Source organism: Pyxidicoccus sp. MSG2 (assembly GCF_026626705.1).
GTDB lineage: Bacteria > Myxococcota > Myxococcia > Myxococcales > Myxococcaceae > Myxococcus.
The window spans coordinates 290,620-314,122 of record NZ_JAPNKC010000001.1 but is presented as its reverse complement, the minus strand read 5'-3'; the positions used below and the strand labels follow the sequence as shown (position 1 = coordinate 314,122).

21 protein-coding genes are annotated in these 23,503 nt (G+C 69.3%); 16 read left to right on the top strand and 5 right to left on the bottom strand.

All coding sequences use genetic code 11. The features are described from left to right. Nucleotides 1-10: 10 nt before the first annotated feature. Together OV427_RS01400 and OV427_RS01395 are read right to left on the bottom strand one after the other, a co-directional pair. Entirely contained in the window at nucleotides 11-922 is a 912-nt protein-coding gene (locus OV427_RS01400) for an ABC transporter ATP-binding protein (RefSeq protein ID WP_267854309.1), read from the bottom strand. Continuing rightward, entirely contained in the window at nucleotides 919-1,818 is a 900-nt protein-coding gene (locus OV427_RS01395; protein WP_267854308.1) for an ABC transporter permease, read from the bottom strand. Before OV427_RS01395 ends, OV427_RS01400 begins: the two co-directional genes overlap by 4 nt. Before the next feature lie 184 nt (nucleotides 1,819-2,002). Here OV427_RS01395 and OV427_RS01390 point away from each other — a divergent pair, with 184 nt between their 5' ends. After that, complete coding sequence (locus OV427_RS01390) at nucleotides 2,003-3,406, top strand: penicillin-binding transpeptidase domain-containing protein (RefSeq protein WP_267854307.1); 1,404 nt, start codon at nucleotides 2,003-2,005, stop codon at nucleotides 3,404-3,406. A gap of 16 nt (nucleotides 3,407-3,422) precedes the next feature. Here the strand turns inward: OV427_RS01390 and OV427_RS01385 are convergent, their stop codons facing one another. After that, complete coding sequence (locus tag OV427_RS01385; RefSeq protein ID WP_267854306.1) at nucleotides 3,423-4,577, bottom strand: DUF4388 domain-containing protein; 1,155 nt, start codon at nucleotides 4,575-4,577, stop codon at nucleotides 3,423-3,425. 21 nt (nucleotides 4,578-4,598) lie between these two features. On the opposite strand from OV427_RS01385, the gene OV427_RS01380 reads away from it, so the two are divergent. From OV427_RS01380 to OV427_RS01355, 6 genes are all read left to right on the top strand, one after another. Next, nucleotides 4,599-4,877, top strand: a complete 279-nt coding sequence (locus OV427_RS01380; protein WP_267854305.1) for a glutaredoxin family protein — start codon at nucleotides 4,599-4,601, stop codon at nucleotides 4,875-4,877. 123 nt (nucleotides 4,878-5,000) lie between these two features. After that, nucleotides 5,001-5,954 (top strand): GGDEF domain-containing protein, encoded by a 954-nt coding sequence (locus OV427_RS01375; protein ID WP_267854304.1) that lies wholly within the window; start codon nucleotides 5,001-5,003, stop codon nucleotides 5,952-5,954. A 45-nt stretch (nucleotides 5,955-5,999) separates the two neighbouring features. Next, nucleotides 6,000-7,649, top strand: coding sequence for a sigma-54-dependent transcriptional regulator (locus tag OV427_RS01370; RefSeq protein WP_267854303.1), 1,650 nt, complete (start codon nucleotides 6,000-6,002; stop codon nucleotides 7,647-7,649). 54 nt (nucleotides 7,650-7,703) lie between these two features. Next, nucleotides 7,704-9,017: a GNAT family N-acetyltransferase gene (locus OV427_RS01365; protein ID WP_267854302.1), complete on the top strand. Its 1,314-nt coding sequence runs from the start codon at nucleotides 7,704-7,706 to the stop codon at nucleotides 9,015-9,017. 150 nt (nucleotides 9,018-9,167) lie between these two features. Further along, on the top strand, nucleotides 9,168-9,974 hold the full coding sequence (locus OV427_RS01360) for an ActD protein (RefSeq protein WP_267854301.1): 807 nt from the start codon (nucleotides 9,168-9,170) through the stop codon (nucleotides 9,972-9,974). Continuing rightward, nucleotides 9,974-12,226: a caspase family protein gene (locus OV427_RS01355; RefSeq protein WP_267854300.1), complete on the top strand. Its 2,253-nt coding sequence runs from the start codon at nucleotides 9,974-9,976 to the stop codon at nucleotides 12,224-12,226. Before OV427_RS01360 ends, OV427_RS01355 begins: the two co-directional genes overlap by 1 nt. Nucleotides 12,227-13,116: 890 nt before the next feature. Here OV427_RS01355 and OV427_RS01350 read toward each other — a convergent pair. Together OV427_RS01350 and OV427_RS01345 are read right to left on the bottom strand one after the other, a co-directional pair. After that, a complete protein-coding gene (locus OV427_RS01350) occupies nucleotides 13,117-14,226 on the bottom strand; it encodes an ABC transporter permease (RefSeq protein ID WP_267854299.1) in 1,110 nt (369 codons plus the stop codon). Between the two features lie 4 nt (nucleotides 14,227-14,230). Further along, the gene (locus OV427_RS01345) at nucleotides 14,231-14,989 is read right to left on the bottom strand and encodes an ABC transporter ATP-binding protein (RefSeq protein ID WP_267854298.1); all 759 of its coding nucleotides are present in this window, start codon (nucleotides 14,987-14,989) and stop codon (nucleotides 14,231-14,233) included. 186 nt (nucleotides 14,990-15,175) lie between these two features. On the opposite strand from OV427_RS01345, the gene OV427_RS01340 reads away from it, so the two are divergent. The 9 genes from OV427_RS01340 to OV427_RS01300 all read left to right on the top strand — a co-directional run bounded on the left by OV427_RS01340 (nucleotide 15,176) and on the right by OV427_RS01300 (nucleotide 23,464). Further along, the gene (locus OV427_RS01340) at nucleotides 15,176-16,246 is read left to right on the top strand and encodes a radical SAM protein (RefSeq protein WP_267854297.1); all 1,071 of its coding nucleotides are present in this window, start codon (nucleotides 15,176-15,178) and stop codon (nucleotides 16,244-16,246) included. Nucleotides 16,247-16,268: 22 nt separating this feature from the next. Beyond that, a complete protein-coding gene (locus tag OV427_RS01335) occupies nucleotides 16,269-16,568 on the top strand; it encodes a hypothetical protein (RefSeq protein WP_267854296.1) in 300 nt (99 codons plus the stop codon). Between the two features lie 79 nt (nucleotides 16,569-16,647). Then, on the top strand, nucleotides 16,648-17,427 hold the full coding sequence (locus OV427_RS01330; RefSeq protein ID WP_267854295.1) for a sugar phosphate nucleotidyltransferase: 780 nt from the start codon (nucleotides 16,648-16,650) through the stop codon (nucleotides 17,425-17,427). After that, a complete protein-coding gene (locus OV427_RS01325) occupies nucleotides 17,417-18,667 on the top strand; it encodes a DUF6365 family protein (RefSeq protein ID WP_267854294.1) in 1,251 nt (416 codons plus the stop codon). Before OV427_RS01330 ends, OV427_RS01325 begins: the two co-directional genes overlap by 11 nt. Further along, nucleotides 18,664-19,899, top strand: a complete 1,236-nt coding sequence (locus tag OV427_RS01320; protein ID WP_267854293.1) for a DUF6365 family protein — start codon at nucleotides 18,664-18,666, stop codon at nucleotides 19,897-19,899. Before OV427_RS01325 ends, OV427_RS01320 begins: the two co-directional genes overlap by 4 nt. Beyond that, the gene (locus OV427_RS01315; protein ID WP_267854292.1) at nucleotides 19,887-20,828 is read left to right on the top strand and encodes a radical SAM protein; all 942 of its coding nucleotides are present in this window, start codon (nucleotides 19,887-19,889) and stop codon (nucleotides 20,826-20,828) included. Before OV427_RS01320 ends, OV427_RS01315 begins: the two co-directional genes overlap by 13 nt. Before the next feature lie 70 nt (nucleotides 20,829-20,898). Further along, nucleotides 20,899-21,876: a Rieske 2Fe-2S domain-containing protein gene (locus tag OV427_RS01310; RefSeq protein WP_267854291.1), complete on the top strand. Its 978-nt coding sequence runs from the start codon at nucleotides 20,899-20,901 to the stop codon at nucleotides 21,874-21,876. Nucleotides 21,877-21,880: 4 nt separating this feature from the next. Continuing rightward, complete coding sequence (locus OV427_RS01305; protein ID WP_267854290.1) at nucleotides 21,881-22,765, top strand: sterol desaturase family protein; 885 nt, start codon at nucleotides 21,881-21,883, stop codon at nucleotides 22,763-22,765. A 132-nt stretch (nucleotides 22,766-22,897) separates the two neighbouring features. Then, nucleotides 22,898-23,464 (top strand): tetratricopeptide repeat protein, encoded by a 567-nt coding sequence (locus tag OV427_RS01300; protein ID WP_267854289.1) that lies wholly within the window; start codon nucleotides 22,898-22,900, stop codon nucleotides 23,462-23,464. Nucleotides 23,465-23,503: the final 39 nt, after the last annotated feature.

The following is a 23,503-nucleotide window of genomic DNA, read 5'->3' as shown; positions in this document are numbered from 1 at the left end:
GCTCGCTCCCTCAGAGGAGCTGGAGGACGCGGTCTTCCAGGCGCTGGCCCCGGCTGACGCCGAGGATGAGGACGCCGTGCTGGAGCAGGTGCCCCACCACGTGGCTGATGACCTCCTCGGGCTTCACGCCGCCCTTGATGCGCACGCGCAGCACGGACTCGCCTTCCATGCGCGCGTCGGTGACGTCGGCCAGGGCGGCAATCTCGGGGATGAGCACGTCACCGCGGGCAATCTGCACGCGGAACTCGGAGCCCTGGCCGGTCAGCTCGGACATGGTGCCGGCCTGCGCGAGCTTGCCCTTGTCGAGGATGGCGGCCGCGTCGCACAGCTCCTCCAGTTCCTGGAGGTTGTGGCTGGAGACCACCACCGTCTGCCGGGCCTCCTTCATGTTCTTGATGACCTGGCGCACCTGGGCGGCGATGCGCGGGTCCAACCCGGCGGTGGGTTCGTCTAGGAGCACCAGCGGAGGTCGTCCCATGAGGGCCTGGCCCATGGCGGCGCGCTTGGCCATGCCGTGGCTGAGCGCCTGCGTCTGGACGTTCCACGCCTCCATCAGCCCCACCTGCTCCAGGGCCTCGCGGGCCTCGCGCTCGGGGTCGGCGAGGGCGGACAGGCGGGCCCAGTACGTCAGCAGCGCACCCGTCTCCCAGCCAGGCGGCAGCACCGCGTCCTGGGGCAGCGCGCCCAGCCGGCCCTTGAGGGCGCCGGGCGTGGCGGGGTCCACGTCCATGACCTTCAGCGAGCCCTCGGTGGGGTAGAGGTAGCCGCACATCATGGAGAAGGTGGTCGTCTTGCCGGCGCCGTTGGGGCCGATGAGGCCGAACACCGAGCCCCGGGGCACCGAGAGGCTCACGTTGCTCACGGCCACCTTGGGGCCGAAGCGCTTGGAGACTCCGAACAGCTCAATGGCCAGGTCGCTCACAAATCCCTCGCGCGCAGGACGGCGTAGGCGCCCAGCAGGAAGAGCATCGCGAAGCCCGCGTACGCGGCTCCGCTGGCGGCGAACTCGGCCAGCCTCGGGTGCAGCAGGTTGACCGAGTAATACGAGGGCGACAGGTAGCGCACGTAGCGCACCACGCTCGCTTCGCCATAGGCGGCCTCGGCGGCCCGGCCGGTGGTGTCCATCAGCCAGAAGACGAACAGCAGGATGAAGTTGAAGACGAGGCTCACCGCCGGGCTCCGGAAGAGGCTGGAGCACAGCGTGGTGAGGGACACGTAGGCCAGCGAGAAGACGATGGCCGCCAGCCAGAACTTGATGAGGTTGATGACCACGTCGGCGAAGCCGAAGCCCGGATTGGCGATGCGGGCGTAGACGAAGATGGCCAGGTCGATGATGAGCACCAGCCCGAGCAGCAGCGTCGCCTGCGAGAGGAACTTGCCCAGCAGCACCGAGGAGCGGCGCGCGCGCACGGTGAGGTAGCGCATGGAGCGCGGGCCCACCTCGCCGCTGAGCTGGTCGAAGCCCATCAGCGCCACGTAGGCCGGCAGGAAGAAGAGGGTGACCTTGAAGACCACCAGGACTTCGAGCGGCACCCGCGAGAGCGCCTCCATCATCGCGCTGTCATCGCTGAGGAGGAACCCCAGCACGCCCTTGCGCATCTCCTCGCCCACCTGCGCCGAGGCATCCGCGCCCGCACCCGCGGTCTCCAGTTGCTTGTTCACCGCTTCGCGCACCTGGCCGGCAATCCAGCCGACCACCAGCAGCACCAGCGCGGAGAACATGCTGTAGAGGCCGAGCAGCACCACCGCGCGCCCACTGCGCACGGCGCGGCGCAGCTCCGCGCTCCAGATGACCAGGGTTTCTTTCAATCCGTCCAAGGTGTGGGGGAACCTAGCGGAGTTGCGCACCCCTCCGCCAAGTTTCTGACGCCAGCGGCCGGACGGAAGCGACCGAGGAAGCGTCCGTGGACAGCGCGCCGCCAGCCGGTAGAGTTCGCGCTCAGCTCATCTCCGGCGACTCCTCACGGAAGCGCCGGAGCCCCCCTGGAGCCCCTGCGCAGCAATGACGATCCGCCGCCGTCTCCTGTCCGCCGCAGCGCTGTTCCCCCTCGCCCTCCTGCTCGGAGCGAATGAGCCCCAGCCGGGAGCCACGGCCCCTGTCACCGGGGCCCTGGCCGACTCCGGAACGGAAGGTGTGGGTCCTGCCATCGCCGAGACGCCGGCCGACGCCGGCACCCCCGAGTCGCTCGCCACGGCCAGCGCCGCGGTGCTGGGAGGCGCATCCCCGGATGGCGGCCTCGCCGCGCTGGCCGCGGAGCCCGGGCTGGTGCCTCCGGTGCCGGTGCCGTCGCGCGAGTCGGCGCCGCCCATCGCGAAGCTGCAGCCGCTGCCTCGCGCCGCGGACCTGCTGGCCCGCGCGAAGCTGGAGGGTGAGCGGCTGGTGGTGAAGGAGAAGAACGGCCACAAGCAGGTGCTCACCATCGACCCGGTGCTCCAGACGCAGCTGACGAACATCATGCGCGACTACGCCGTGCCCTACGGCGCCGCCGTGGTGCTGGAGCCCTCCACGGGCCGCGTGCTGGCGCTGGCGGAGCACTCGGCGGCGCGGCCGGAGATGCGCGGACTGCCCGTGCGCGCCGTGTTCCCCGCGGCCAGCATCTTCAAGATCGTCACCGGCAGCGCGCTGCTCGAGGCGGGCGTCCCCCCGTCCGTGGAGGAGTGCTTCCACGGCGGCAAGCGGCGGCTGTCCGAGAAGCACCTGGAGGACAGCGAGCGCGACGGGGCCTGCATCTCGCTGGCGCTGGCCATGGGCAAGAGCGCCAACGTCGTCTTCGCCAAGCTGACGCACAAGCACCTCAACGCGGACGTGCTGCGCCGCATGGCGGCCCGCTTCCGCTTCAACCGCGAGATTGCCTTCCCCGTCCCCATGGACGTGTCGCTCGCCGCCATCCCCGAGGAGCCCTTCGGCCTGGCCAACACCGGCGCGGGCTTCGGCGACGTGTACCTGTCCCCGCTGCACGGCGCGCTGATGGCGTCCGTGGCGGCCAACGACGGCCGGTGGGTGGATCCGGTGCTGGTGGAGCCGGAGTCCGGCCCGCTGCTGCCCCCGGAGGGCGAGCCCGTCCTCACCCCCGAGGCGGCGAAGGACCTCACCGCCATGCTGGAGGAGACGGTCACCCACGGCACCGCGCGCGGCGTGTTCCGCGAGCGCGCCTTCCGCGTGGACGACGCGGTGGGCAAGACGGGCACGCTGGCGGACCGCAATCCCTTCCGCGACTACTCGTGGTTCGTGGGCTTCGCGCCCAAGGACAACCCCCGCGTGGTCGTGGCCGCCGTCATCGTCAATGACCCGAAGTGGCGCATCCGCGGCGCCTGGCTGGGCCGCGAGGCCCTGCGCCTGGGCCTGCAGCGCGTCCCCGCGCCGGTGGAGATGACGGCCCCGGCGTCCGCCGCGGGCAAGCACTGAGCGACAGGGCCGCGCCTCAGCGCGCGGTGAGCTTCACCAGCCCCCGGTCCACGAAGCCCTGGAAGAACTTCAGGGCGTCCAGCTCCTGGAGCGGGGACACGTGGACGATGGCGGCCACGTCGCGCCGGCCGTCGATGCGCGACAGCAGGTAGCGCTCGGGCGCGGACAGCTGCAGCGTCTTCAGGTGCGCGGGCGCCACCTGCAGCGCGGGCACCCGGGGTGGCTCCACCAACTCCCGGCGCAGCTCCACCACCAGCCGCTCCTGGGCCTTCTTCAAGAGCTCCGCCGTGCGGGGCGAGGGGCCCAGCTCGTGCGCGCGCTTCGCGAGGGCCTCGGCGTCGCGCACGTTGCCGGCGTCCAGGAAGAGCTGCGCCGCCTGGAGCACCTCGTCCGCCGAGGACTCGGCGCCGATGACGCTCGCATCCTCTTCCTCCTCCACCACCACGGCCGTCTCGGGCTCGGGCTCCAGCTCCGACACCTTCACCGCGTCCAGCCGGTAGAGCGCGTACAGGCGCTGGTAGAGGAAGAAGTCCGTGGCGTGCAGCGCCAGGGCCATGCCGTCGATGTTGAGCCCGTCCTTGATGAGCTGGACGATGCGCTCGTCCATGCTGCCGGGCTTGCGCTCGGGCAGCTTGCGCTCGTCCACCGACAGCCGCACGGCTCCGGAAGGGAAGACGGCGCGGATGGCCTGCCACGCCGTCTCGCGGAACTCGCCCTCGCGGTGGATGTCCAGCAGGTCCACGCTGACGTCCAGCCCCGCGACTTCTGGCGCCGTGTCCGAGGACTCGAAGGCGAAGCCGCCCTCGCTCCAATGGAAGGCGTCCAGGAGCATCTCCCGGAACTTGTGACTCAGCGCGCTGCGGACGGTGGCCTCGGCCACCAGGCCCGTCATCACCAGAATCTTGCCGAGGAAGACGCGCGTCTGGGCCTGGGTCGCGAATGCCTTTTCGAGCTGGTCCTCCGTCAGGTGCCCCATGTTGATGAGGAATTGACCGAAGAACTCACGCGGCTGGTTGGAGCTGGCGCTCACCACGTGGCCGTCGCGCAGCTCCAGCTGCTTGCGCACGTCCCCACGCTCCACCTTCAGCGAACCGGTGACTCGCCGGTTCCCCAGGTAGACGACGAGGTCCTTGAGGGGCATCGTCGAAAAGTCACCAGACAGACCACGCATGGACCGGCCATCCTGCACCGCATGAGAGTCGATATCTACTCGAAACCCAACTGCTCGCTCTGCGACAAGGCAGCCGCCGTCGTCGAGTCGGTCCGTGCTCGCATCCCCTTCGAGCTGCGGATCATCTCCATCCTGGAGGACGCGGCGGCCTTCGATGCCTGGCGCTACGACATCCCCGTGGTCGTCATCGACGGCGTGCCCGCCTTCAAGCACCGCGTGGAGCCAGCCGAGCTCGAAGCGCGCCTGCGTGAGGCCCAAGGTGGCACAGCCATTGCTAAATCCGCTGCCCAGGATGGGTAGTTCAGTGCCCTTTCCCAGTAAATCCGAGGAGTTGTAGAGGTCAGGGGAAGGCTCGGGACTGTAAATCCGGGTGCGGGGCGGAGGCGCGGTGGAGAAGAAACTTCTGGCGGGGAGGGTGGAGCGGTGGGCGTGAGACGGAAGCGGGTGGGCAAGGCGGGGCAGCCTCCCACCGTACTCGTGGTGGAGCCACGGGCCGAGGACCTGGAGCGGACCCGGTCGCTCCTGGGGGAGGCTGGCTTCCGGGTGGTGCCGCTGACGCGCTTCGACGCGGCGATGCCACTGTTCGAGGTCATCCGTCCGGACGCGGTGCTGCTCGCCGCGCAGTCGCCGGACTACAGCGCGGTGCAGGTGGCGCGGCGGCTGCGGCAGGTGAGCCGGGGCACGGTGCCGGTGTTCTACCTCGTGGATCCCCACGACATGGAGGCGTACCGCTTCTGCCTGGAGAAGGGGCAGTGCGTGGACATCGTCTCGCGCGGGTGCAGCGGGGCGGAGCTGTCCATGAAGCTGCATGCGCAGCTGAAGCTGAAGGCGGCGGTGCTGCGCGCGGCGGCGGGCGAGGAGTCCGGCACCGCGCTGGCGCTGCATGACCCGGTGACGGGGCTCTACAACCGGCCCTTCCTGCTGTCGCTCATCGGGTTGGAGGTGCGCCGCGCGGAGCGCTACGGCGGGACGTTCTCCGTGGTGGCGGCGGAGGTGGGGGGCTACGGCGCCTTCCGCAAGGAATTCGGGCGCGGCATGGCCGAGCGCCTGCTGGTGTACAGCGCGGTGGTGCTGGGACAGACGGTGCGCGAGGCGGACGCGGTGGCCCGGGTGGGCGACAGCGAGTTCGCGCTGCTGCTGCCGGGCACGCCGGCGGAGTCGGTTCCTGAAGTGATGGCCCGGGTGAGCGCGCGCTTCGAGGCGGCGCGCTTCCAGGTGGAGGGCCGGGTGGTGCGCACGGCGCTGGAGCTGGGCGCGGTGAGCTTCCCGGACGCGGTGGGCACGCCCACACAGCTGCTGGCGGCGGCGCTCCAGGAGCTGAGGCGGACACGAGAATTTCGTCGCATGGTCGGGGGACCAACCCGACTGTCGGTGTAAGGGATGGGTGGAGGTTCGATGCACAGGGCGAGCGGAGGCGTGGGGATGGATCGGATCGCGGTGCTGGTGGTGGATGACGAAGAATCGGTGCGCACGTTCCTGTCCGAGTTGCTCGGCAGTGCGGGCTACCAGGTGCGCAGTGCCGCGAGCGGCGCTCAGGCGCTGGAGATGCTCTCGGGAGGTTCCTTCGACGCGGTGCTGCTCGACGTGGTGATGCCGGAGATGAGCGGTCTGGAAGTCCTTCGCCGCTACCGGGGCGCGGGTGGCTCCGCGCCGGTCATCGTGCTCAGCGCGCTGTCGGGCGCGGACGACGCGGTGCGCGCCATGAAGATGGGGGCGAGCGACTATCTCTCCAAGCCGTTCGGCAACGACGAGCTGCAGGACGTGCTGGCGCGAGCCCTGGGGACGCGCGCCCCGGAGCGCCAGGCCGTGGCGCCGCCCCTGCCTCCGCGTGTGGTGTCGCCGGTGGTGGACCCCGCCGCGGATGCGCGGGTGCTCATCTCCACGTCTCCGTCCATGCGCCGCGCCCGGGCGCTGGTGGAGCGCATCGCCGACACGGACGTGCCGGTGCTGCTGCTGGGTGAGTCCGGCACGGGCAAGGAAGTGATTGCCCGCGAAATCCACGCGCGCAGCCAGCGGCGCGGCAAGCCGTTCATCAAGGTGAACTGCGCGGCGCTGCCGGGCGAGCTGCTGGAGAGCGAGCTGTTCGGCCACGAGCGCGGCGCCTTCACCGGCGCCACCGCGGAGAAGCCCGGCAAGTTCGAGCTGGCGGACCAGGGCACCATCTTCCTGGACGAGATTGGCGAGATGGCCATCCGCCTCCAGGCCAAGCTGCTCCAGGTGCTGCAGGACGAGGAGTTCTTCCGAGTCGGCGGCAAGAAGAGCGTGCGCGTGGACAGCCGCGTGGTGGTGGCCACCAACCGCGACCTCGAGAAGGAGATTGCCCTCGGCAACTTTCGCGAGGACCTCTACTACCGCCTCAATGTGGTGGCCATCCGCCTGCCGCCCCTGCGCGAGCGCCGCGAGGACGTGGTGCCGCTGACGGACCACTTCCTGAAGAAGTACGGCCGCAACTTCATCAACGGCGTGTCGGAGCTGCCCCGCGAGGTGCTCCAGGCCTTCGCGGACTACGACTGGCCCGGCAACGTGCGCGAGCTGGAGAACATGGTGCGCCGGCTGTGCGTGCTGAAGGACGCCACGCTGGTGCTCGACGAGCTCAACGCGGCGGGCCGCAGCCCCGCGAGCGCGCCGTCGCTGCCCACCGCGTACGGCGGTGACGACGGCACGTATGGCCGCTCGCACGAGGAGCCGGTGCGCTCGCCGCCGTCCTCGTCCGTGCAGGTGCTGGAGATGCCCTCGCGTGGGTCCGCCCAGGCAGTGGTGTCCGCCGCGCCCGCGCCGGCTCCCGTCATGCTGGAGCCCGCCAACTCGGTCCTCCCGGCGCCCCGGTACGTCAATCCGTTCGACGTGCCGCAGCCGCCGCCGCCTCCTGCTCCGGCGGGGGAGCCGTCGCTGAAGGACATCGGCAAGCGGGCGGCGATGCTGGCCGAGCGCGAGGCCATACTGTGCATGCTCCAGCGCACCGCCTGGAACAAGCGCCGCGCGGCCACCAAGCTGCGCATCAGCTACAAGGCGCTGCTCTACAAAATCAAGGAGTGCGGAATCATCGACCCGCGCTCCAGCGCGGAGCTGTAATCCTTCTGCACCGGCACTTGCGTTGCCCCCCGCGGTCCCGCTATCGCGGGGGGTATGACGCCTCCACTCGTCCTCCTGGGCTCCGGGTACACGCTCACGCGGCTCGCCGTGGCGGAAGCCCGCGCGGGCCGCGACGTGCTGGCGGCCACGAGGGATTCCGCGCGCCGTGAGGCGCTGGAGCGCGCGGGAGCCCGCGTCACCTCGCTGGAGGACGCGCTGTCCAGGACGGACGGGGCGCGCGTCGTCACCTCCGTCCCGCCGGACGCGGGGCTGGACTCGCGCATCGCCGAGGCGCTCGCGCGGCACCCGCCCTCGCGGCTCGTCTACCTGTCATCCACCGGTGTCTACGGCGGCGCACGCGGCCTCGTGGACGAGGACACGCCGGTGGAGCCGACCTCGCCCACGGCACGTGGCCGCATCGAGGCGGAGTCGCGCTTCCTCTCGCTGGGCGCGGTGGTGTTGCGCATCGCCGGCATCTACGGCCCGGAGCGGAGCACGCTCGCGCGCCTGCAGGCGGGCGCCGTCCGGCTGCCGGAGGGTGGGGGAGGGCGCATCTCCCGCGTCCACGTGGACGACCTGGTGGAGGCCATCCGCGTGGCGCTCCAGTGGGGCGAGCCCGGGGCCTTCTACTGCGTCGCCGATGACCGGCCCGCGCCCCAGGAGGAGACCGTCACCTGGCTGTGCGAGCGGCTCGGCCTGCCGCCGCCGCCCCGCGTTCCGCTGGAGCGCCTCCACGAGTCGCTGAGGGGCGACCGCGCGGTGTCCAATGCGCGCCTCAAGGACCTGGGCTGGCGGCCGCGCTACCCGGACTACGTCGCCGGCTTCACCGCGCTGCTGGAGGCCGAGGGCCGCGGGGGTGGGCCCGAGCCGCTCACCGTTCGGAAACTTCGCCCCGACGAGGCGGAGGTCTTCTGGGCGCTGCGGCTGCGCGGCCTGCGGGAGCATCCAGAGGCCTTCGGCGCGTCGCTGGAGGAGGACACGGCGCGGCCGATGGACGTCGTCCGCGCGCGGATGGTGGGGGACTCGCAGGTCGTCATGGGCGCCTTCGACGGGGCGCGCCTGGTGGGCGTGGCGGGCATGTGGCGGGGGCAGGAGCGGAAGTCGGCCCACAAGGCCCACGTCTGGGGCATGTACGTGCTGCCCGAGGCCCGCTCCCGGGGCGTGGGCCGGCGGCTGCTCACGGGGCTCATCGCGGAGGGCCGGAAGATGGCGGGCGTCGAGCGCCTCCTGCTGGCCGTCTCCGTGGGCAACACGGCGGCCCAGTCCCTCTACCGTTCCCTGGGGTTCCGCACCTACGGCGTGGAGCCGGCCGCGCTGAAGATTGGCGGGGCCTACGTCGACGAGGAGTTGATGTGTCTGCCTCTGTGAGTCCTGGCCTACAGGGGCGCACCCGCGACATCCTCTCGGGAGCGCTTCCGGAGCGGACGTCACGGAAACGTGGCGTGATCCGGTGACAGTTCCCAACAGCGCCGGTGTTCGATGGCAGGCGCGTCGTGCCGCGCTGGAGGCTCCCTGAGCATGGCTTTGTGTATCCCCCACTGGTTGCTGGAGCGAGTCGCCCTGGGCGAGCTGCCCCCGGACGCCCTGGCCGCTGCCCGCGCGCGGCTGGAGCGCGAGCCGGATGGGGACGGGCGCCTGGCCCGGCTGGCGGAGGACTCCCGCCTCACCCTGGAGCGCCACCCGCCCGCGGCCGTGGCCGCCGAGGTGGAGCGCCGCCGCGCCGCTCGCACCCGCATCGACGCGGCCCGCGAGGCCGGACGGGGGGGCTGGCACGGCCTGTCCCTGGGCATGCCGGTGGCCGCGTCGCTCGTGCTGTTCGTCCTGTCCACGCAGCGCGAGCCGCCGCCGGAGCCCGCCCCGGCGCGCGCGCCCATCATCTGGAACGTCTCGGAGCGCATCAAGGGTGAGCCCATGCTGCGCGTCCACCGGCAGGGCGCCACCGAGCCGGAATTGCTCGCCAACCACGCGCGGGCCCGTCGCGGCGACGTGCTCCAGCTCAGCTACGTGTCCGGAGGCCGCCCGCACGGCGTGGTGGTGTCGGTGGACGGGCGCGGCACGGTGACGCTGCACCACCCGGCCACGCTCACCAGCTCCACGGAGCTGGCCCCCGGCGAGGCCGTGACGCTCGGCCATTCCTACGAGCTGGACGACGCCCCCGGCTTCGAGCGCTTCCTCTTCGTCACCTCGGATGTGCCGCTGGATGTGGCCATGGTGCTGGACGCGGCGCGCGTGCTCGCCCGCCAGCCCTCCGAAGCTCGCACCCGGCCGCTCCCCTTGCCGGATACCCTGGCCCAGACATCGTTCACGTTGGAGAAGGTGCCGTGATGACGCGGTCGCTCCTGTTCTCGCTCCTGTTGCTCCCCGCCCTGGCCTCGGCGGCTCCCGTGCCCAACGCGGGCTCCTCCCAGCCGGTGCGGCGCTTCGCGCTGCTGGTGGGCGTCAACGACGGAGGCCCGGGCCGTGCGAAGCTCCGCTACGCCGTCACCGACGCGCAATCCTTCGGCGACGTGCTGGAGGAGCTGGGCGGCGTGCAGCCCCAGGACAGGCTGATGCTGATGGAGGGCGGCCGCGCCGAGCTGGAGGGCGCGCTGTCGAAGTTCAAGGCGATGATTGCCGCGGCGAAGACGTCCGGCGGGCGCACCGAGGCCCTCGTCTACTACTCGGGCCACTCGGACGAGGCGGGCCTGCTGCTCCAGCAGGACCGCTTCGGCTACAAGGAGCTGCGCCAGGCGCTGGAGTCGCTGCCGGCGGACGTGCGCATCGCCATCCTCGACTCGTGCGCGTCCGGCACGCTGGCGCGGCAGAAGGGCGGGGTGCGCCGGCCGTCCTTCCTGGTGGACGCGTCCACCGCGGTGCGCGGCCACGCCATCCTCACGTCCTCGTCCGAGGACGAGGTGTCCCAGGAGTCCGACCGCATCGGTGGCTCGTTCTTCACCCACAACCTGGTGTCCGGCATGCGCGGCGCCGCGGACGCCACCGGCGACGGCCGGGTGACGCTCCACGAGGCCTACCAGTTCGCCTTCCACGAGACGCTGGCGCGCACCGAGCAGACGCGGGCCGGCGCGCAGCACCCCGCCTACGACATCGAGCTGGCCGGCACCGGCGAGCTGGTGATGACGGATTTGCGCTCCACCGCCGCGGTGCTGGTGCTGGGGGAGATGCTCGACGGGCGCCTCTACGTGCGCGACGCGCCGGGCCGGCTCGTGGTGGAGCTGAAGAAGTTCGCCGGCCGCGCCACCGAGCTGGGCCTCCAGCCGGGGCGCTACACGGTGATGCGCGAGTCGCTCGGCGTGGGCTCGCAGGCGGAGCTGGTGCTGGACCAGGGCGGGCGCTTCGTGCTCGCGGAGAACGCCTTCCGGCCGGTGGGCCTGGAGCTGACGGCCATGCGCGGCGGGGGCACGCCTCGCCTCGACGGCGTGACGCCCGCGGCGAGCGGAGGAAGCGTGCCGGCGGTCGAGGGGCCTCCACACCGACGCATGCCCTTCAACCTGGGCCTGTTCCCGTCGGTGCAGACCAATGACCTGTTCGGCGGCACCGTGGACAACAACTTCTCGCTGGCACTGGCGGCGGGCCGCACGGCCCGGCTGAAAGGCGTGGCGCTGGCGCTGGGCGCCAACTGGGCGACGGACTCCGTGAGAGGCCTCCAGCTCGCCGTTGGCGGCAACGTCGCGCGCGCGGACGTGACGGGCGGCCAGTTCGCCATTGGCGGCAACCTGGCCACGGGTGCGTTGGGCGGCGTGCAGGTCGCGACGGGCCTCAACATCGCGCAGCAGGGTGGCCTGGCGGGACAGCTGTCCGTGGGCGGCAACCTGTCCCGGGCGCCGCTGAGCGGCGCCCAGCTGTCGGTGGGCACCAACTGGGTGCAGGGCGACTTCGACGGTGTCCAGGGCACCGTGGGCCTCAACGCCGTGCGGGGCCGCATGGAGGGCGTCCAGATGTCCGTGGGCATGAACTGGGCGGACACCGCGCGGGGCATGCAGCTGTCGCTCCTCAACGTCGGCGACGACGTGAAGGGCATGCAGCTGGGGCTCATCAACATCGCGGGGAAGATGAGCGGCCTGCAGCTCGGCATCGTCAACGTGGCGCGGGAGATGGACTCCGGCCTGCCGATTGGCGCGCTGAGCATCGTGAAGAACGGCCAGTTCCACGTCGAGGCGTTCGGCAGCGACATCAACTTCGCCAACACCGCCCTCAAGGTGGGCAGCCGCCACTTCTACACGACGGTGGTGGTGGGCATGGGCCACGTCGCGGGCGCCCAGGGGCCGAGCCACTGGACGCTGGGCTTCGGCCTGGGCGGCCACATCCCCGTGTCCGAGCGCTTCTTCGTCGACGTGGATGGGGTGACGCACTCCGTCTACGACTGGGACGCGAGCTTCACGACGACGCGCCTGCTGCACCAGGTGCGAGTCATCGGTGGGTTCCAGGTCGCGAAGCACTTCACCCTCATCGGCGGGCCGACGATGAACCTCCTGCACGGCGTGGACGGCGACGCCATCACCGCGCTGAGCACCTTCTCGCGGCAGGGCCCCAAGCACTTCATCTGGTGGCCCGGGATGCAGGTCGGCGTGCGGCTGTGACACTGCCCGGTCAGATGAATCGGGTGCGGCAGCCCTGTGTTGATGGGCATGACGCTCGCACAACTGCACTCGCCTGACGGGCTCGCCAGGTCTCCCTTCGTTCTTCTCCTGCACTTCACTCACACCGCACGGCCGTCCAGCCGAACGGCGGAGCATTGCCCTCCGAGCACCTACTCCCAGAGGGCCCTGCTCACGCAATCGCTGACGAGCGACTTTGAATCGGGCCTGGGTCCGAGCGGCCCATCCTCTTGTTCCTCTTTAATTTGCGCTCCCGCAGGAGGTCTCGGCGCATGCGTTATAGGTGTCAACGCACGCCCAGACGTCCCCAGCGCTGGTCGCCCCCCCAAGGCAGCCTGTCCGCGCATCGCTGCAGTCCGAGCAGGCCGAAACCAGCTCGTCACCGCTTGGCTCAGAATCGCTGACCGGAGAGACGCAGGCATACCCAGCCTCGCCACAGGTGGTGAGGTGATAGCCCTCGCCACACCCCCGATTGCAGTTATAGCTCTCCGGACAGACGGCGTAGCACTGGATGGGCATGGCGAACGTCACCGAGGGAGACAGGGCAAGGGCGGCGGCAACGGCAAGCAGACGGTTGAAGCGCATGGATGCTCCGACGAAAGGGTGGACGGCACTCGAGTCCCTATCATATTTCATGGATATATGGAATTGATGCTATTGCCACTCGCACGGATAAAGCCTGGAGTGATGTAGGCATTCAGTCGAAGACAATGCTGAGCGGCGTGAGCACCGACAACGCTTCCGGGGGTGATCGCTCAAGGGCTCCGCGCCCGGTCAACGCTCGCGCGACGTCTCGTGGGCCATCGCGCATATGGCCGAGTAGTACCCAGCCATCTGGGACAACTCTTTGCCTGCCCGACTCCCACGGTGGCTCAGGGGGTCCAACGAAAGGAGCGTGAGGCCAGGACGTACGACGCCACGCTCCAGGCGGTCATTCCGAGCAACGGGCCAGAGATGTCCGTGAGAGAGGCCCCCTCCATGACCAGCTTTCGCATTGCCACGTTGAAATAGGTGAGCGGGAGGTGATGGGCAATGGGCTGGAGCCAGCCCGGGAGCTGGTCGGTGCTGAAGAATGTCCCGGCTAGCAGGAGCTGGGGGATGGTGAAGAGGTTGGCCAGCGGAGCGACGGACTCGGTGCTCCGCGCGCGTGACGCAATGAGGAGCCCGAAGCCGAGGAAGGCGACGAGGCCAAACATGGAGAGTGCCAGCATCCGCAGGAACGTCGTGGCGCCGTCCGAGAGGTGGAAATGGAAGACCAGTACCCCGCAGCTCAACAGCAGGGTGGTGTTGAGCATGACGATGGCCAGGCGGCTCAGCGCCTGGCTCAGCAGGATGAGCGGGTTCCACAAGGGCGTGGCGAACATGCGCTTGAGCACCAGCGTCTTCTTCTGGACCGCGAGGCTCAAGGCCATGCCCGACACCGCGAGGGTCAGCAGCGAGAAGCCCAGCTGCCCGGGTAGCGCAAAGTCCACGTACCGGAACGGCTGCGCCTCCAGGGCAGTCGCCTGGAAGCCGAGCAGGGGCGCGGTGACGCCGGTGAGTCGCAGGTTCGCCTTCTGGACGAGCGTGTCGACGACGAGCCGAGAGATGGCCGCGGACTGAGGGCTCGCGGAGGAGTAGCTCAGCTGCACGAGCCCACCGGCCGTCGCCGGGGCCGGAACGAAGTGGACGATGCCGTCGAGCCTGCCGGCCCGCAGGAGCATGTCGAGCTCCGCCCGGGGGAGAGAGACGAGCTCGAGCTCCCGTACCGTGCGCAGCTCCACGACGAAGACGGAGCTCGCGGTCGCCGCGTCCTCCTCCTCCATGCCGAACCTGAGCTTCCGGGGCTCGCCCCCCACGAAGCTGAACACCGCGATGAAGATCAGGGGGAACAGGAAGCCGAGCAGCACAGTGCTCGTGGTCCGCAGCTGTGACTTCAGCAAGTACCAGCTCAAGACCAGCAGCGCACGCACCTGCCCGGAATGCCATTTGAAGGCCCGCATGGCCCTAGCCCTCCCGGAGCTGCTTGCCCGTCAGGTGGAGGAAGACGTCCTCCAGCGTCGCCGCGCGTGGCTGGACGGGTCGCCGGAACCCGGAAGCCACCAGCTCATCCACGAGCTGGACCGGCGGCGCCATGCGGACGATGCGGCCGCCATCGAGGATGGCGAGCTGGTCGCAGAGTTGCTCCGCCTCGTCCATGTAGTGCGTCGTCAGCACGACGGTGGTGCCCTCGTCACGCACCCGGCGGATGAGTTCCCAGAGGTGGTGCCGGGACTGAGGGTCCAACCCGGAGGTCGGCTCGTCCAGGAAGACGACGCGAGGCTGGTTCACTAGTGCCACGGCAATGGAAAACCGCTGGCGCTGCCCGCCTGAAAGCCTGTCAAAAGTGGAGTGTCGCTTGTCGAGCAACTGTACGTGACGCAGGGAGGCTTCCGGGTCTCCCCGCACCTGGTAGAGCGCGCTGAACATGCGCAGCAACTCTACGAGCGTCAGGTGCGGATGGAAGCTGGACTGCTGAAGCAGCACGCCAATCCGTGCCCGCACTGCCCAGGGCTCCCGCCGCGCGTCGATGCCATCGATGATGATGCTCCCTTCATCTGGCTCAAGCAGCGTTTCGAGCATCTCCAGGGTCGTTGTCTTTCCCGCGCCGTTGGGCCCCAGCAGCCCGAACACCTGTCCGGCCCGTACCTCGAACGAGACACCGTCTACCGCCACCTGCGAATCGAAGCACTTGCGCAGGTTGTCCACCCGGATGATCGGCGCCAATCCGCTCCTCCCTGGAATGGGCTGGTCATACCATGGGATTTGGGAAACGCCTTGACAGTGGAAAATCACGAAAACTATTCTATTACCCGAAGTGAAGGACTGACTGCCTCTGAGTCAGTGGCTCTTTGAGTGCCATACCCTGGCGGGTGGCACCCGGGGGCGCAACAGGAATGGAGAGACTTCGTCATGCCGGCCCCTGGGTTGCCGCGGTTCAAGTCGCTCCTTGTCAGCGTCACCGAAGCCTGCAACGTGGGGTGCGCGCATTGCGGCTTCATCGGCTCGAAGCGCGACCGCGAGGCGGAGCCCGAGGAACTGGCGGATTGGGTGGGTCAGGCCTGTGACTATGGCGTCCCCACCATCATCTTCACCGGCGGAGAGCCCTTCATGCGCTTCGCCGCGCTCAAGCAGAGCGTTGCCCGGGCGGCCGAGCGCGGCGCTGGCGTGGGTTGCTTCACGAGCTCGAACTGGGGCACCTCCCCCGAGGCCGCAAGGGACATGCTTCGCCAGCTTCCCGGCCTGACGCACCTCTACCTGAGCTCGGATGTCTTTCACCAACGCAGGGTGCCCTACCAGAACGTCTATAACGTCATCGAGGCGGCGTTCGAGCAGGGGGTGAAGACCATCACCATCTGCATCACCTATACAAACACTCAGGAGTTGGAGGCCGTGCGCGCGGAGTATGCGCGTTATGCCAGGCGCGTGCGCTTCTACGAGGAGCGCGTCATCCCAAACCCGTACTTCGCCGCTCGCGTGCTTCGCAATCAGTCCTCGCTGCGCGCGCCGACGCCCGAGGAATACGAGTGCTCCTGTTGGACGGGGACCCCCATGGTCAACCCCGACGGCGACGTCTTCAGTTGCCACATCGCCAAGGCCGCCGCGCACCACGACTTCCGCGAGGTGCCGCACTACCTGGGCAGCCTGCGGGAACTCGGGTTCCAGGCGCTCATGGAGCGGGCAAGCCAGCGGGCCGACTATCAGTTCCTGCGGACTCACGGGCCCCGTGGCGTGGCGGAGCTGTTCAAGCGGAATCCCGACCTCATCCAGGCTGTCCATTCGCCGGGGCGCTCGGGATTCACGAATGGGTGCGACATGTGTTTCTCCGTTCTGGCGACGGAGGCCGGCCGCACGGCATTGAAGGAACACCTCGCGAGCCGGGGGGTGCAGGAGTCCATCGATATCCGGCTGACACTCCAGTTGGGTGAAGCGCCCATGGCTGAATCCATTCCGGCGGCGCCCAACCCCACTGGTACCTCATGAAGTCCCACAGAAGGGAGCCCCCGTGGCCCAGAGCGTCCTGAAGCTTCCGAATGCAGCCCCGCAGCAGGTCGAAAACCCCTTGAGCCTCCGAGATGCCCTGCGACAGGCTTCGCAGGACCCGATGTTCGCCCGCCGCCTCATCGAGGCGCCCGAGTCCCTGAAGGCGCAGTACGGCCTCTCCGATGAAACCATCGAGGAGATCAAGCGCGTGACGCAGGCGCCGCTCGCGGAGTTCACCGCCCAGGTGGAGAAGGTGGGCTCCTCGCTGGAAGTCAAGGCAATGAACCTAGAAAAAGTGGATGATGGAGGAGGCTACGAATAGGCACCCGCATTGACTGGCTTTTCCGACAACGGATGACGGCGCGCTCCATGCGGCCCGCAAGACCCGAACGGAGTTGGTCATGAGGAATGACTTCATCGGGGTGGTGCCCGCGGCGGGGCGCGCCGTGCGGCTCAGCCCGCTTCGCTACCCCAAGGAGCTGCTGCCCATCGTCTACGAGTTGGATGGCGAGGAGCGGCGTGCCCAACCGATGACCGCCATCGAGTACACGCTGCGCGCCATGCGGCAGGCGGAGCTGCAGCGTGTGCTGCTCGTCGTGTCGCCCGCGAAGGCAGACTTCTTCAGTCTGCTCGGCGGCGGGGGCGACTACGGCATCAACCTGGGCTACCTCATCCAGGAGAATGCCGATGGACTGGCGCGCGCCGTCGACGTCGCCTACCCGTGGGTGGGTGAGCGGTATGTCTGCCTCGCGCTGCCCGACACCATCTACCAACCCCTCCATGGCCCGGCTCTGCTGTGTCGTGAAATCGTGAGCCGCCGCGCGGATGTCATGCTGGGCGTCTTCCCGACGGACCGCCCCGAGCAGCTCGGCCCCGTCACGATGGACCGCCATGGCCGGGTGCTCCAGGTGCAGGAGAAGCCGGCCCGGACGGATGTCCGCAACACCTGGGGGATGGCTGTCTGGTCCCCCACTTTCGGTCACTTCCTGCATGAGCACCTGGCGGCCGTGCCGCAGACGCAGGACGTTCACCTGGGAGAGCTGTTCGACAAGGCCATCCACGCAGGACTGAAGGTGGAGGCCCATTTCTTCGCCGGGGGCAGCTACAGGGACGCGGGAACGCCGGAAGGCCTCGCCTCGCTGCTGCTTCGACCTCCGCCGCGTGAGCCGCATGAAGGCTGACCGATTCCTCTTTCTCGCTCTCACGCGGGCGGGGTGGGGAGAGACCGCGCTGGGCCTGCGCATCGCCGAAGAGCTGACGGCGCAAGGCAGCTCGGTCTCCTTCCTCGCGCACAAATCCAACTCGCTGCTGATGGCGGACACGCCGTTCGCCCGGGAGTTCATCAGCGACGAAGCGGGCATGCTGGTGCGCGCCTACGTGGACTCGCTCGTCAAGGACGAGCGCCCCACGGCCATCGTCCTATCGGACATGGCCACCACGCAGCGCTTCTGCTCGCAGGCCAACGTGGATGCGTCGTTCCTGGCCCAGTACGGCCTGCCGCTCCTCGCCATTGACACCTGGGACCAGGCGACCACGGGCGCGACGATGGACCTCTTTCTCGGCGAGCCGCAGGCGCTGGACCTGGGGCTGGCACGCGCCTCACGGCCCCTGCTGCCGGTCCCCATCCTTCACTCCGCGCCCCGGCCGGGTGCCTACGACTGCATGCCGGAGCCCGTACGGCTGACGCGCCGTGTGAGGACGCACCTGCGGGACAACCTGGGCATTGGTGATTCGGAGCGCCTCGTCCTGCTCTGCACCGCGACGTGGCAGCACATGCGCTACCGGAGCCGGCATGGCAACCGGATGGCGGCCGCGCTTCCGCTCCTGCTGGCGGAATATGTCTCGCGCCTGGGCCCCTCGGTGCACCTCGTCCACGTGGGGCCTGCCGCCTTCCCGCTCCAGGAGCGCCTGGGGGAGCGCTACCACTGGCTGCCGCCGCTCCAGTCGCTCCACTTCGAGGAGCTGCTCGGGAGCTCCGACCTGTTGGTGTCCGCCAACATCTCCGCCGGGACGAACCTCAAGGCCATCGCCTCGGGTGTGCCCACCGTGGTCGTGCACAACTCGCACGAGGTGGAGGAGTTGTTCGAGCTGGAGTCGCGGCTCCCGCAGCCGCCGTCGGACGCGCTGCGGCGCTGGCTCGTGGACACGCTGCCCCTCTATCGCTTCCGCCTCTGGCCCCTGGGGTGGTTCGACTTCCTGGCCCCTGTGCTGAAGGACAACCCCTTCATGAGGGCCGTCGAGACGGTGGAGCTCACCGACGAGCGCGCCTTCGTGGAGACGTGCCAGCAACTGCTCCATGACGACACGTCCAGGCGGAGCATGCTGGAGCGGCAGGCCGCCTATGTGGCGGGGGTTCGCCGACTACCCCGCGCCTCGGAGGTGGTCCGCCAGTACCTCGCGGAGGGGACCATCGCCGCATGAGCCGCAAGCACCTGCTCTTGGTCCTCGGGCCCAACTCCTGGGGCAGGGGTGTCATGGCCCTGCGCATTGCGGAGGAACTGCGTGCGACGGGAGGGGAGGCCCTCTTCGTCGCCGCGGATTCGGTCGGTCCCCTCTTCGAGGGAACCGGCTTCCGCGTGGAGCGGGTGGCCGGACACCTGGGCCCCCTGCTGGAACTCCTCCTGCAAGACGTCATCCGGACCGAGCGACCCGACGCCCTGATTCTCTGTGACTTCAACTCCGTCCACGCCACGCTGCGCGCCCACCGCTGCGGCACCGAGGCCCTGACCCGCCATGGCCTCCCCCTCATCGCGATGGACACCTGGGACTACCGGGAGAGTGGCTTCGTCATCGACCGCACCGACACGGAGAGCCTCGCCGTCAGCCGGTGGATTGAGGCGTTGCCCTGGAGGCTGCTGCCGGTCCCCATCCTGCGCCCCGAGCTCCGCCCCGGAGCCTTCCGCTGCATCTCCACGGATGGCTCCCAGCGCGCGGACACACGCCGCGCGGCCGCCCGGGAGGCGCTGGGGCTTTCCGAAGCGGACCGGTGCGTGCTGTTCTGCAGCGCGGACTGGCAGTTGGCGAAGCACCACCCGCCCGCCACCCGGCGGGTCATCGACGCGGTGAACGGGGTGATGGCGCGCTGCCTGGAGCGCCTCGGGCCCCGCGTGCACCTGCTGCACGTGGGACCCGCCCCGGTCGAGGCCTGGTCCGTGCTGGGCAGTCGGTACCGGCCATCACCGCAGGTGTCCGACCCCGAGTTCGACGTGCTGCTGGGCGCGGTGGACTTGATGCTGTCCGCGAACGTCGCCGCGACGACGGTGACACGGGCCATCGTCGCGGGGATTCCCACGGTGGTGCTCCATAACTCCCGCGCGCTCCACGCGGACGGCCCGTCCCCGGAGCAGGGGGGGGCTCCCTCCTGGATGCTGGAGCTTTTTCCCCTCCATCCCTTCTTGCTCTGGCCCCTCAAGTACCGCGCCTACCTGGAGCCGGTCCTGGCCGGGAACAGCTACTGCGAGGCCTTCGAGCGTGTGGAGTTGGTGGAGGAAGAGCGCCTGGAGGCGGTCTGTCGTGCGCTGCTCTTCGAGGGTCCGGCACGCTCCGCGCACCGCCAGCGCCAGGAGGACTACCTCGTCCGGCTCGGCAAGTTGCCCACCGCCGCACAGGTCATCGACGGCTATCTGTCTGGAGACACGACATGCGCTGCCTGAGCATCCACTTGACGGACTTGTGCAACAGCAAGTGCACGTTCTGCGTCGTTGCCTCACCGCTCTACACGAAGGACACGGTGAACTACGACGAGGTCGTCGCATTCCTCCGTGCCCACGCGGGGACGTACGACGTCGTGAACTTCCACGGTGGAGAGCCCACCATCCATCCCAGGTTCCTGGAAACGCTGGCGCTCATCCAGACGCTGGGCTTCCGCGAGGTGCATCTACAGACGAACGCCACCCGCCTGGCGGACGAGGATTTCGCTCGCAAGACGTTCGAGCTCGGCGTGAAGCTGTTCATCATCTCCCTGCACGGCGACGACCCGCAGACGCACGACACGCAGACCCATACCCCCGGGGGCTTCAACCGGGTGATTGCCTCCATCCAGAACGTCAAGGCCCTGGGGGCTCGCGTGCGGACCAACACCGTCGTGACCCGGGCGAACCTCCAGCGGCTGCCCTCCATTGCCCGCGTGGCCTGTGACGCGGGCGTGGACCACTTCAACATCTCCAACATCCATCCGGTCGGCAGCGCGCTCTTCGCGCTGGGGCGCATCCTCCCGTCGTTCGAGGAGGTCCGCACGCACCTCTATCCAGCCATCGACCACTGCCTGGCGCGCGGCCGCCGGGTGACGCTTGAGGGCTTCCCCTACTGCAGCGTCGCCGAGCGGCAGGACCTGCACCTCAACAACGAGTACCGCGACATCCGGATGATGATTCGGGGCCGGGTGATTGAAGACTACGACGCCTTCATGAGCGACTCGATGCGGGTGTTTGGCAGTCCCTGCCAGGCCTGCGGCGTCCGCAAGGCCTGCGGCGGCGTATACCGGGAGTACATCAGCTACCGCGGGTGGAACGAGTTCCGTCCGCTTCCGGGAACGGGGGCGGGGGAAGTCGCACCCGAGGTCCCCACGACAGTGGCTTCCTGAAGATTCACGGGAGATCTCCGCGACACCCGGGGTGGGCGGCCTCCTGGTGTGTCTTGCTGACGAGGTGCGCATGTCTCGGAGGTACCCCTTTCCGTCGTACCCGAACGGCTGGTTCGCCGTGGGACTATCCGGTGACCTGCCAGCCGGAGGCAGCCTCACGTGCCGTGCCTTCGGGCAGGAGCTCGTCCTCTTTCGCACCGAAGCGGGCGCGGCCTTCGCGCTGGATGCCTACTGCCCCCACCTGGGGGCGCACCTGGGGCGGGGCGGCCGCGTCTGCGGTGACAGCTTCCGCTGTCCTCTTCATGGCTTTCGCTACGACGGCCAGGGCCACTGTGTTGGCACCTCTCAAGGCGGCCCCGCGGTGGCGGGGCTGCGGATCGGGACCTGGCCGTTGCGTGAGCGCAATGGGCTGTTGCTGGTATGGCACCACGCGGAAGGACGTCCCCCGCAGTGGGAGGTGCCAGTGCTGGACGCTGCGGAGTGGTCCGCCATGCGCGTCGAGCGCGTGGACGTGCGGACCCATCCTCAAGAGGTGACCGAGAACAGCATCGACCTGACGCACTTCTCGGAGCTGCATGGGTACGAGGCCGTGCGAGTGGTCGACCCGCCAAGCCTGGACGGTCCCTGTCTCCGTGCGGCCTTTGCCTCGTCCCGCTCCGTGGAGTCACTGGGGACGGCGGGACGGGCTGAGTTCGTCTTTCGCGTGGAGGTGTGGGGCCTGGGTTACGTATGCGTGGAGGCGGTGGACTCCGTCTTCGGAGTGCGCTCCAGGCAGTTCGCCCTGGCGACGCCGCTGGATGACGAGCGCGTCACGCTGCGGCTCGCGGCGAGCATCGTCCGCTTCGCCGACCCGGCCCTGACGGAGCGCATCCTCGGCCTGTTCTTCCGGGGGTTCATCTCGGACCTGAGGCAGGACATCCCCATCTGGGAGAACAAGCGCTACGTGGAGGCGCCCGCGCTCACCCGGGCGGAGGGAATCCTCGGCGCCTATCGCCACTGGGCGCGGCAGTTCTACTCGGCGCCCGGGGACGCCGCCGCCACGGCGTGAGGGCATGCGGCAGTCTTCCGGCCCGGGCGCTGGATTCGTGGAAGGACGAGGGAACGTGCACCCATTCAGTCATGTCATCGTGGTGCTGGCGGGCGCCATCGTGCAGCCGTTGCTGTTCGCTGCGCTGACCCTGCTGCTTCTTCACGGGGTGCTCGGTTCCTGGATGTGGCGGAGGCGCATCCAGGAGCAGGGTGCTCGCTGGTCCGTGTGGCGTCACGAGCTCGTCTTCGCGATCCTGGCGTTCCTCTCGGCGGGACTGGTGCGGCTCCTCATCGAGGGGCTTCACGAGCGAGGGTTTATCCGGTTTCGATCAGGTCCCGTGAGCCTTGCGCTCCTGCTGTCCCAGCTCGCGCTCTACTTCCTGCTGTTCGATTTCTGCAACTACTGGTTCCACCGGTGGATGCATACCGGCTGGCGTTACCGCTTCCACCAGGTCCACCACGTGTCCCGGACACCGAACGCGCTGTCCGCTCTGTCGTTCCATCCCCTGGAGGCGCTGGTGACCAGCGGCTTCACGCTGGTGCTGCTCGTCGCCATGGACTTCCATGTCCACGCGCTCCTGGCCATCAGCGTGCTCGGAATGCTCCAGAACCTGATGATCCACTGCGGTCATGAACTCCTGCCCTGGTGGTGGCACCGGAATCCGCTGACACGGCTCCTGGTCTCCCCCACATACCATGACCGGCACCATGAACTTGCCGACCGCAACTTTGGCGGGCTCACGACCCTCTGGGACAGGCTCTTCGGCACCTCCGAGCCCGACTTCGAGCTCAGGTACGACGCCGTTCACGCACGTATCCGGTCGGCGGCCAGCCCCTCCAGGATTCCCGAGCTGGAAGGAGGGGAGGGCATCCCGGCGGAAGCCCCCCAGGCCGGTCTGCGTGATTGATGGACCAATGGTTTCCATCAGTGGGAAGCAAGGCCGTCCCGACGGACACCATTCCCCTCCTTCTCCCACGGTGACAGGCTCCCAGATGGCCGCAGTGCGCGCGGTCCGAGCCAACACTGCTTTGGGGGCACGATGTCAAAGTTGCTGTTCGCGGCGTTCAACGAGGGCGTCAAGCTCTCCATGTCCGGCAACCACGAGGCCGCCATCCTCGCGTTCGACAAGGTCCTCGCCGTGGACCCGAAGCACGTCCCGGCGCTCACCGCCAAGGGCTCGGCCCTGGCCGAGCTGGGCCGCACGCAGGAAGCGCTGGCCTGCTTCGAGCACGCCATCGAAGTGGACCCGAACGCGGCCGACCCGCACCGCGACGCGGCCCTCTGCCAGCTCGAGCTGGGGGAGCCCGAGGCCGCCGCCCAGCTCATGCAGCGCGCCGTGCAGCTCAACCCGGAGCCCGGCTACCGCGAGGCCGTCGCCGTGGAAGTCTATTCGCTGGGCAACGCGCTCCTGACGCGAGGCTCCCGCCGTCCGGACAAGGCGCGCTACCGGCAGGCCCGCCACGTCTTCGAGCTGGCCCTGGAGCTGTCCCCCGCCTACGTCGAGGCCGCCAAGGCCCTGGCGGACGTCTGGGAGCACCTGGGGGACACCTCCCAGCGGGACCACTACGCCCAGATGGCCAGCCGCCTGCGCCCCGTCGGGGGCTGAGCGGGCGGGCAGGAGGCCGAGCGCCCCACGCGTCCGACG

Excerpts from the sequence above, each read along its gene's own strand:
- OV427_RS01390 (WP_267854307.1), top strand. The coding sequence starts at position 2,003 with ATGACGATCCGCCGCCGTCTCCTGTCCGCCGCAGCGCTGTTCCCCCTC.
- OV427_RS01385 (WP_267854306.1), bottom strand. The coding sequence starts at position 4,577 with ATGCGTGGTCTGTCTGGTGACTTTTCGACGATGCCCCTCAAGGACCTC.
- OV427_RS01380 (WP_267854305.1), top strand. The coding sequence starts at position 4,599 with ATGAGAGTCGATATCTACTCGAAACCCAACTGCTCGCTCTGCGACAAG.
- OV427_RS01370 (WP_267854303.1), top strand. The coding sequence starts at position 6,000 with ATGGATCGGATCGCGGTGCTGGTGGTGGATGACGAAGAATCGGTGCGC.
- OV427_RS01365 (WP_267854302.1), top strand. The coding sequence starts at position 7,704 with ATGACGCCTCCACTCGTCCTCCTGGGCTCCGGGTACACGCTCACGCGG.
- OV427_RS01360 (WP_267854301.1), top strand. The coding sequence starts at position 9,168 with ATGGCTTTGTGTATCCCCCACTGGTTGCTGGAGCGAGTCGCCCTGGGC.
- OV427_RS01355 (WP_267854300.1), top strand. The coding sequence starts at position 9,974 with ATGACGCGGTCGCTCCTGTTCTCGCTCCTGTTGCTCCCCGCCCTGGCC.
- OV427_RS01350 (WP_267854299.1), bottom strand. The coding sequence starts at position 14,226 with ATGCGGGCCTTCAAATGGCATTCCGGGCAGGTGCGTGCGCTGCTGGTC.
- OV427_RS01340 (WP_267854297.1), top strand. The coding sequence starts at position 15,176 with ATGCCGGCCCCTGGGTTGCCGCGGTTCAAGTCGCTCCTTGTCAGCGTC.
- OV427_RS01330 (WP_267854295.1), top strand. The coding sequence starts at position 16,648 with ATGAGGAATGACTTCATCGGGGTGGTGCCCGCGGCGGGGCGCGCCGTG.
- OV427_RS01325 (WP_267854294.1), top strand. The coding sequence starts at position 17,417 with ATGAAGGCTGACCGATTCCTCTTTCTCGCTCTCACGCGGGCGGGGTGG.
- OV427_RS01320 (WP_267854293.1), top strand. The coding sequence starts at position 18,664 with ATGAGCCGCAAGCACCTGCTCTTGGTCCTCGGGCCCAACTCCTGGGGC.
- OV427_RS01315 (WP_267854292.1), top strand. The coding sequence starts at position 19,887 with ATGCGCTGCCTGAGCATCCACTTGACGGACTTGTGCAACAGCAAGTGC.
- OV427_RS01310 (WP_267854291.1), top strand. The coding sequence starts at position 20,899 with ATGTCTCGGAGGTACCCCTTTCCGTCGTACCCGAACGGCTGGTTCGCC.
- OV427_RS01305 (WP_267854290.1), top strand. The coding sequence starts at position 21,881 with ATGCGGCAGTCTTCCGGCCCGGGCGCTGGATTCGTGGAAGGACGAGGG.
- OV427_RS01300 (WP_267854289.1), top strand. The coding sequence starts at position 22,898 with ATGTCAAAGTTGCTGTTCGCGGCGTTCAACGAGGGCGTCAAGCTCTCC.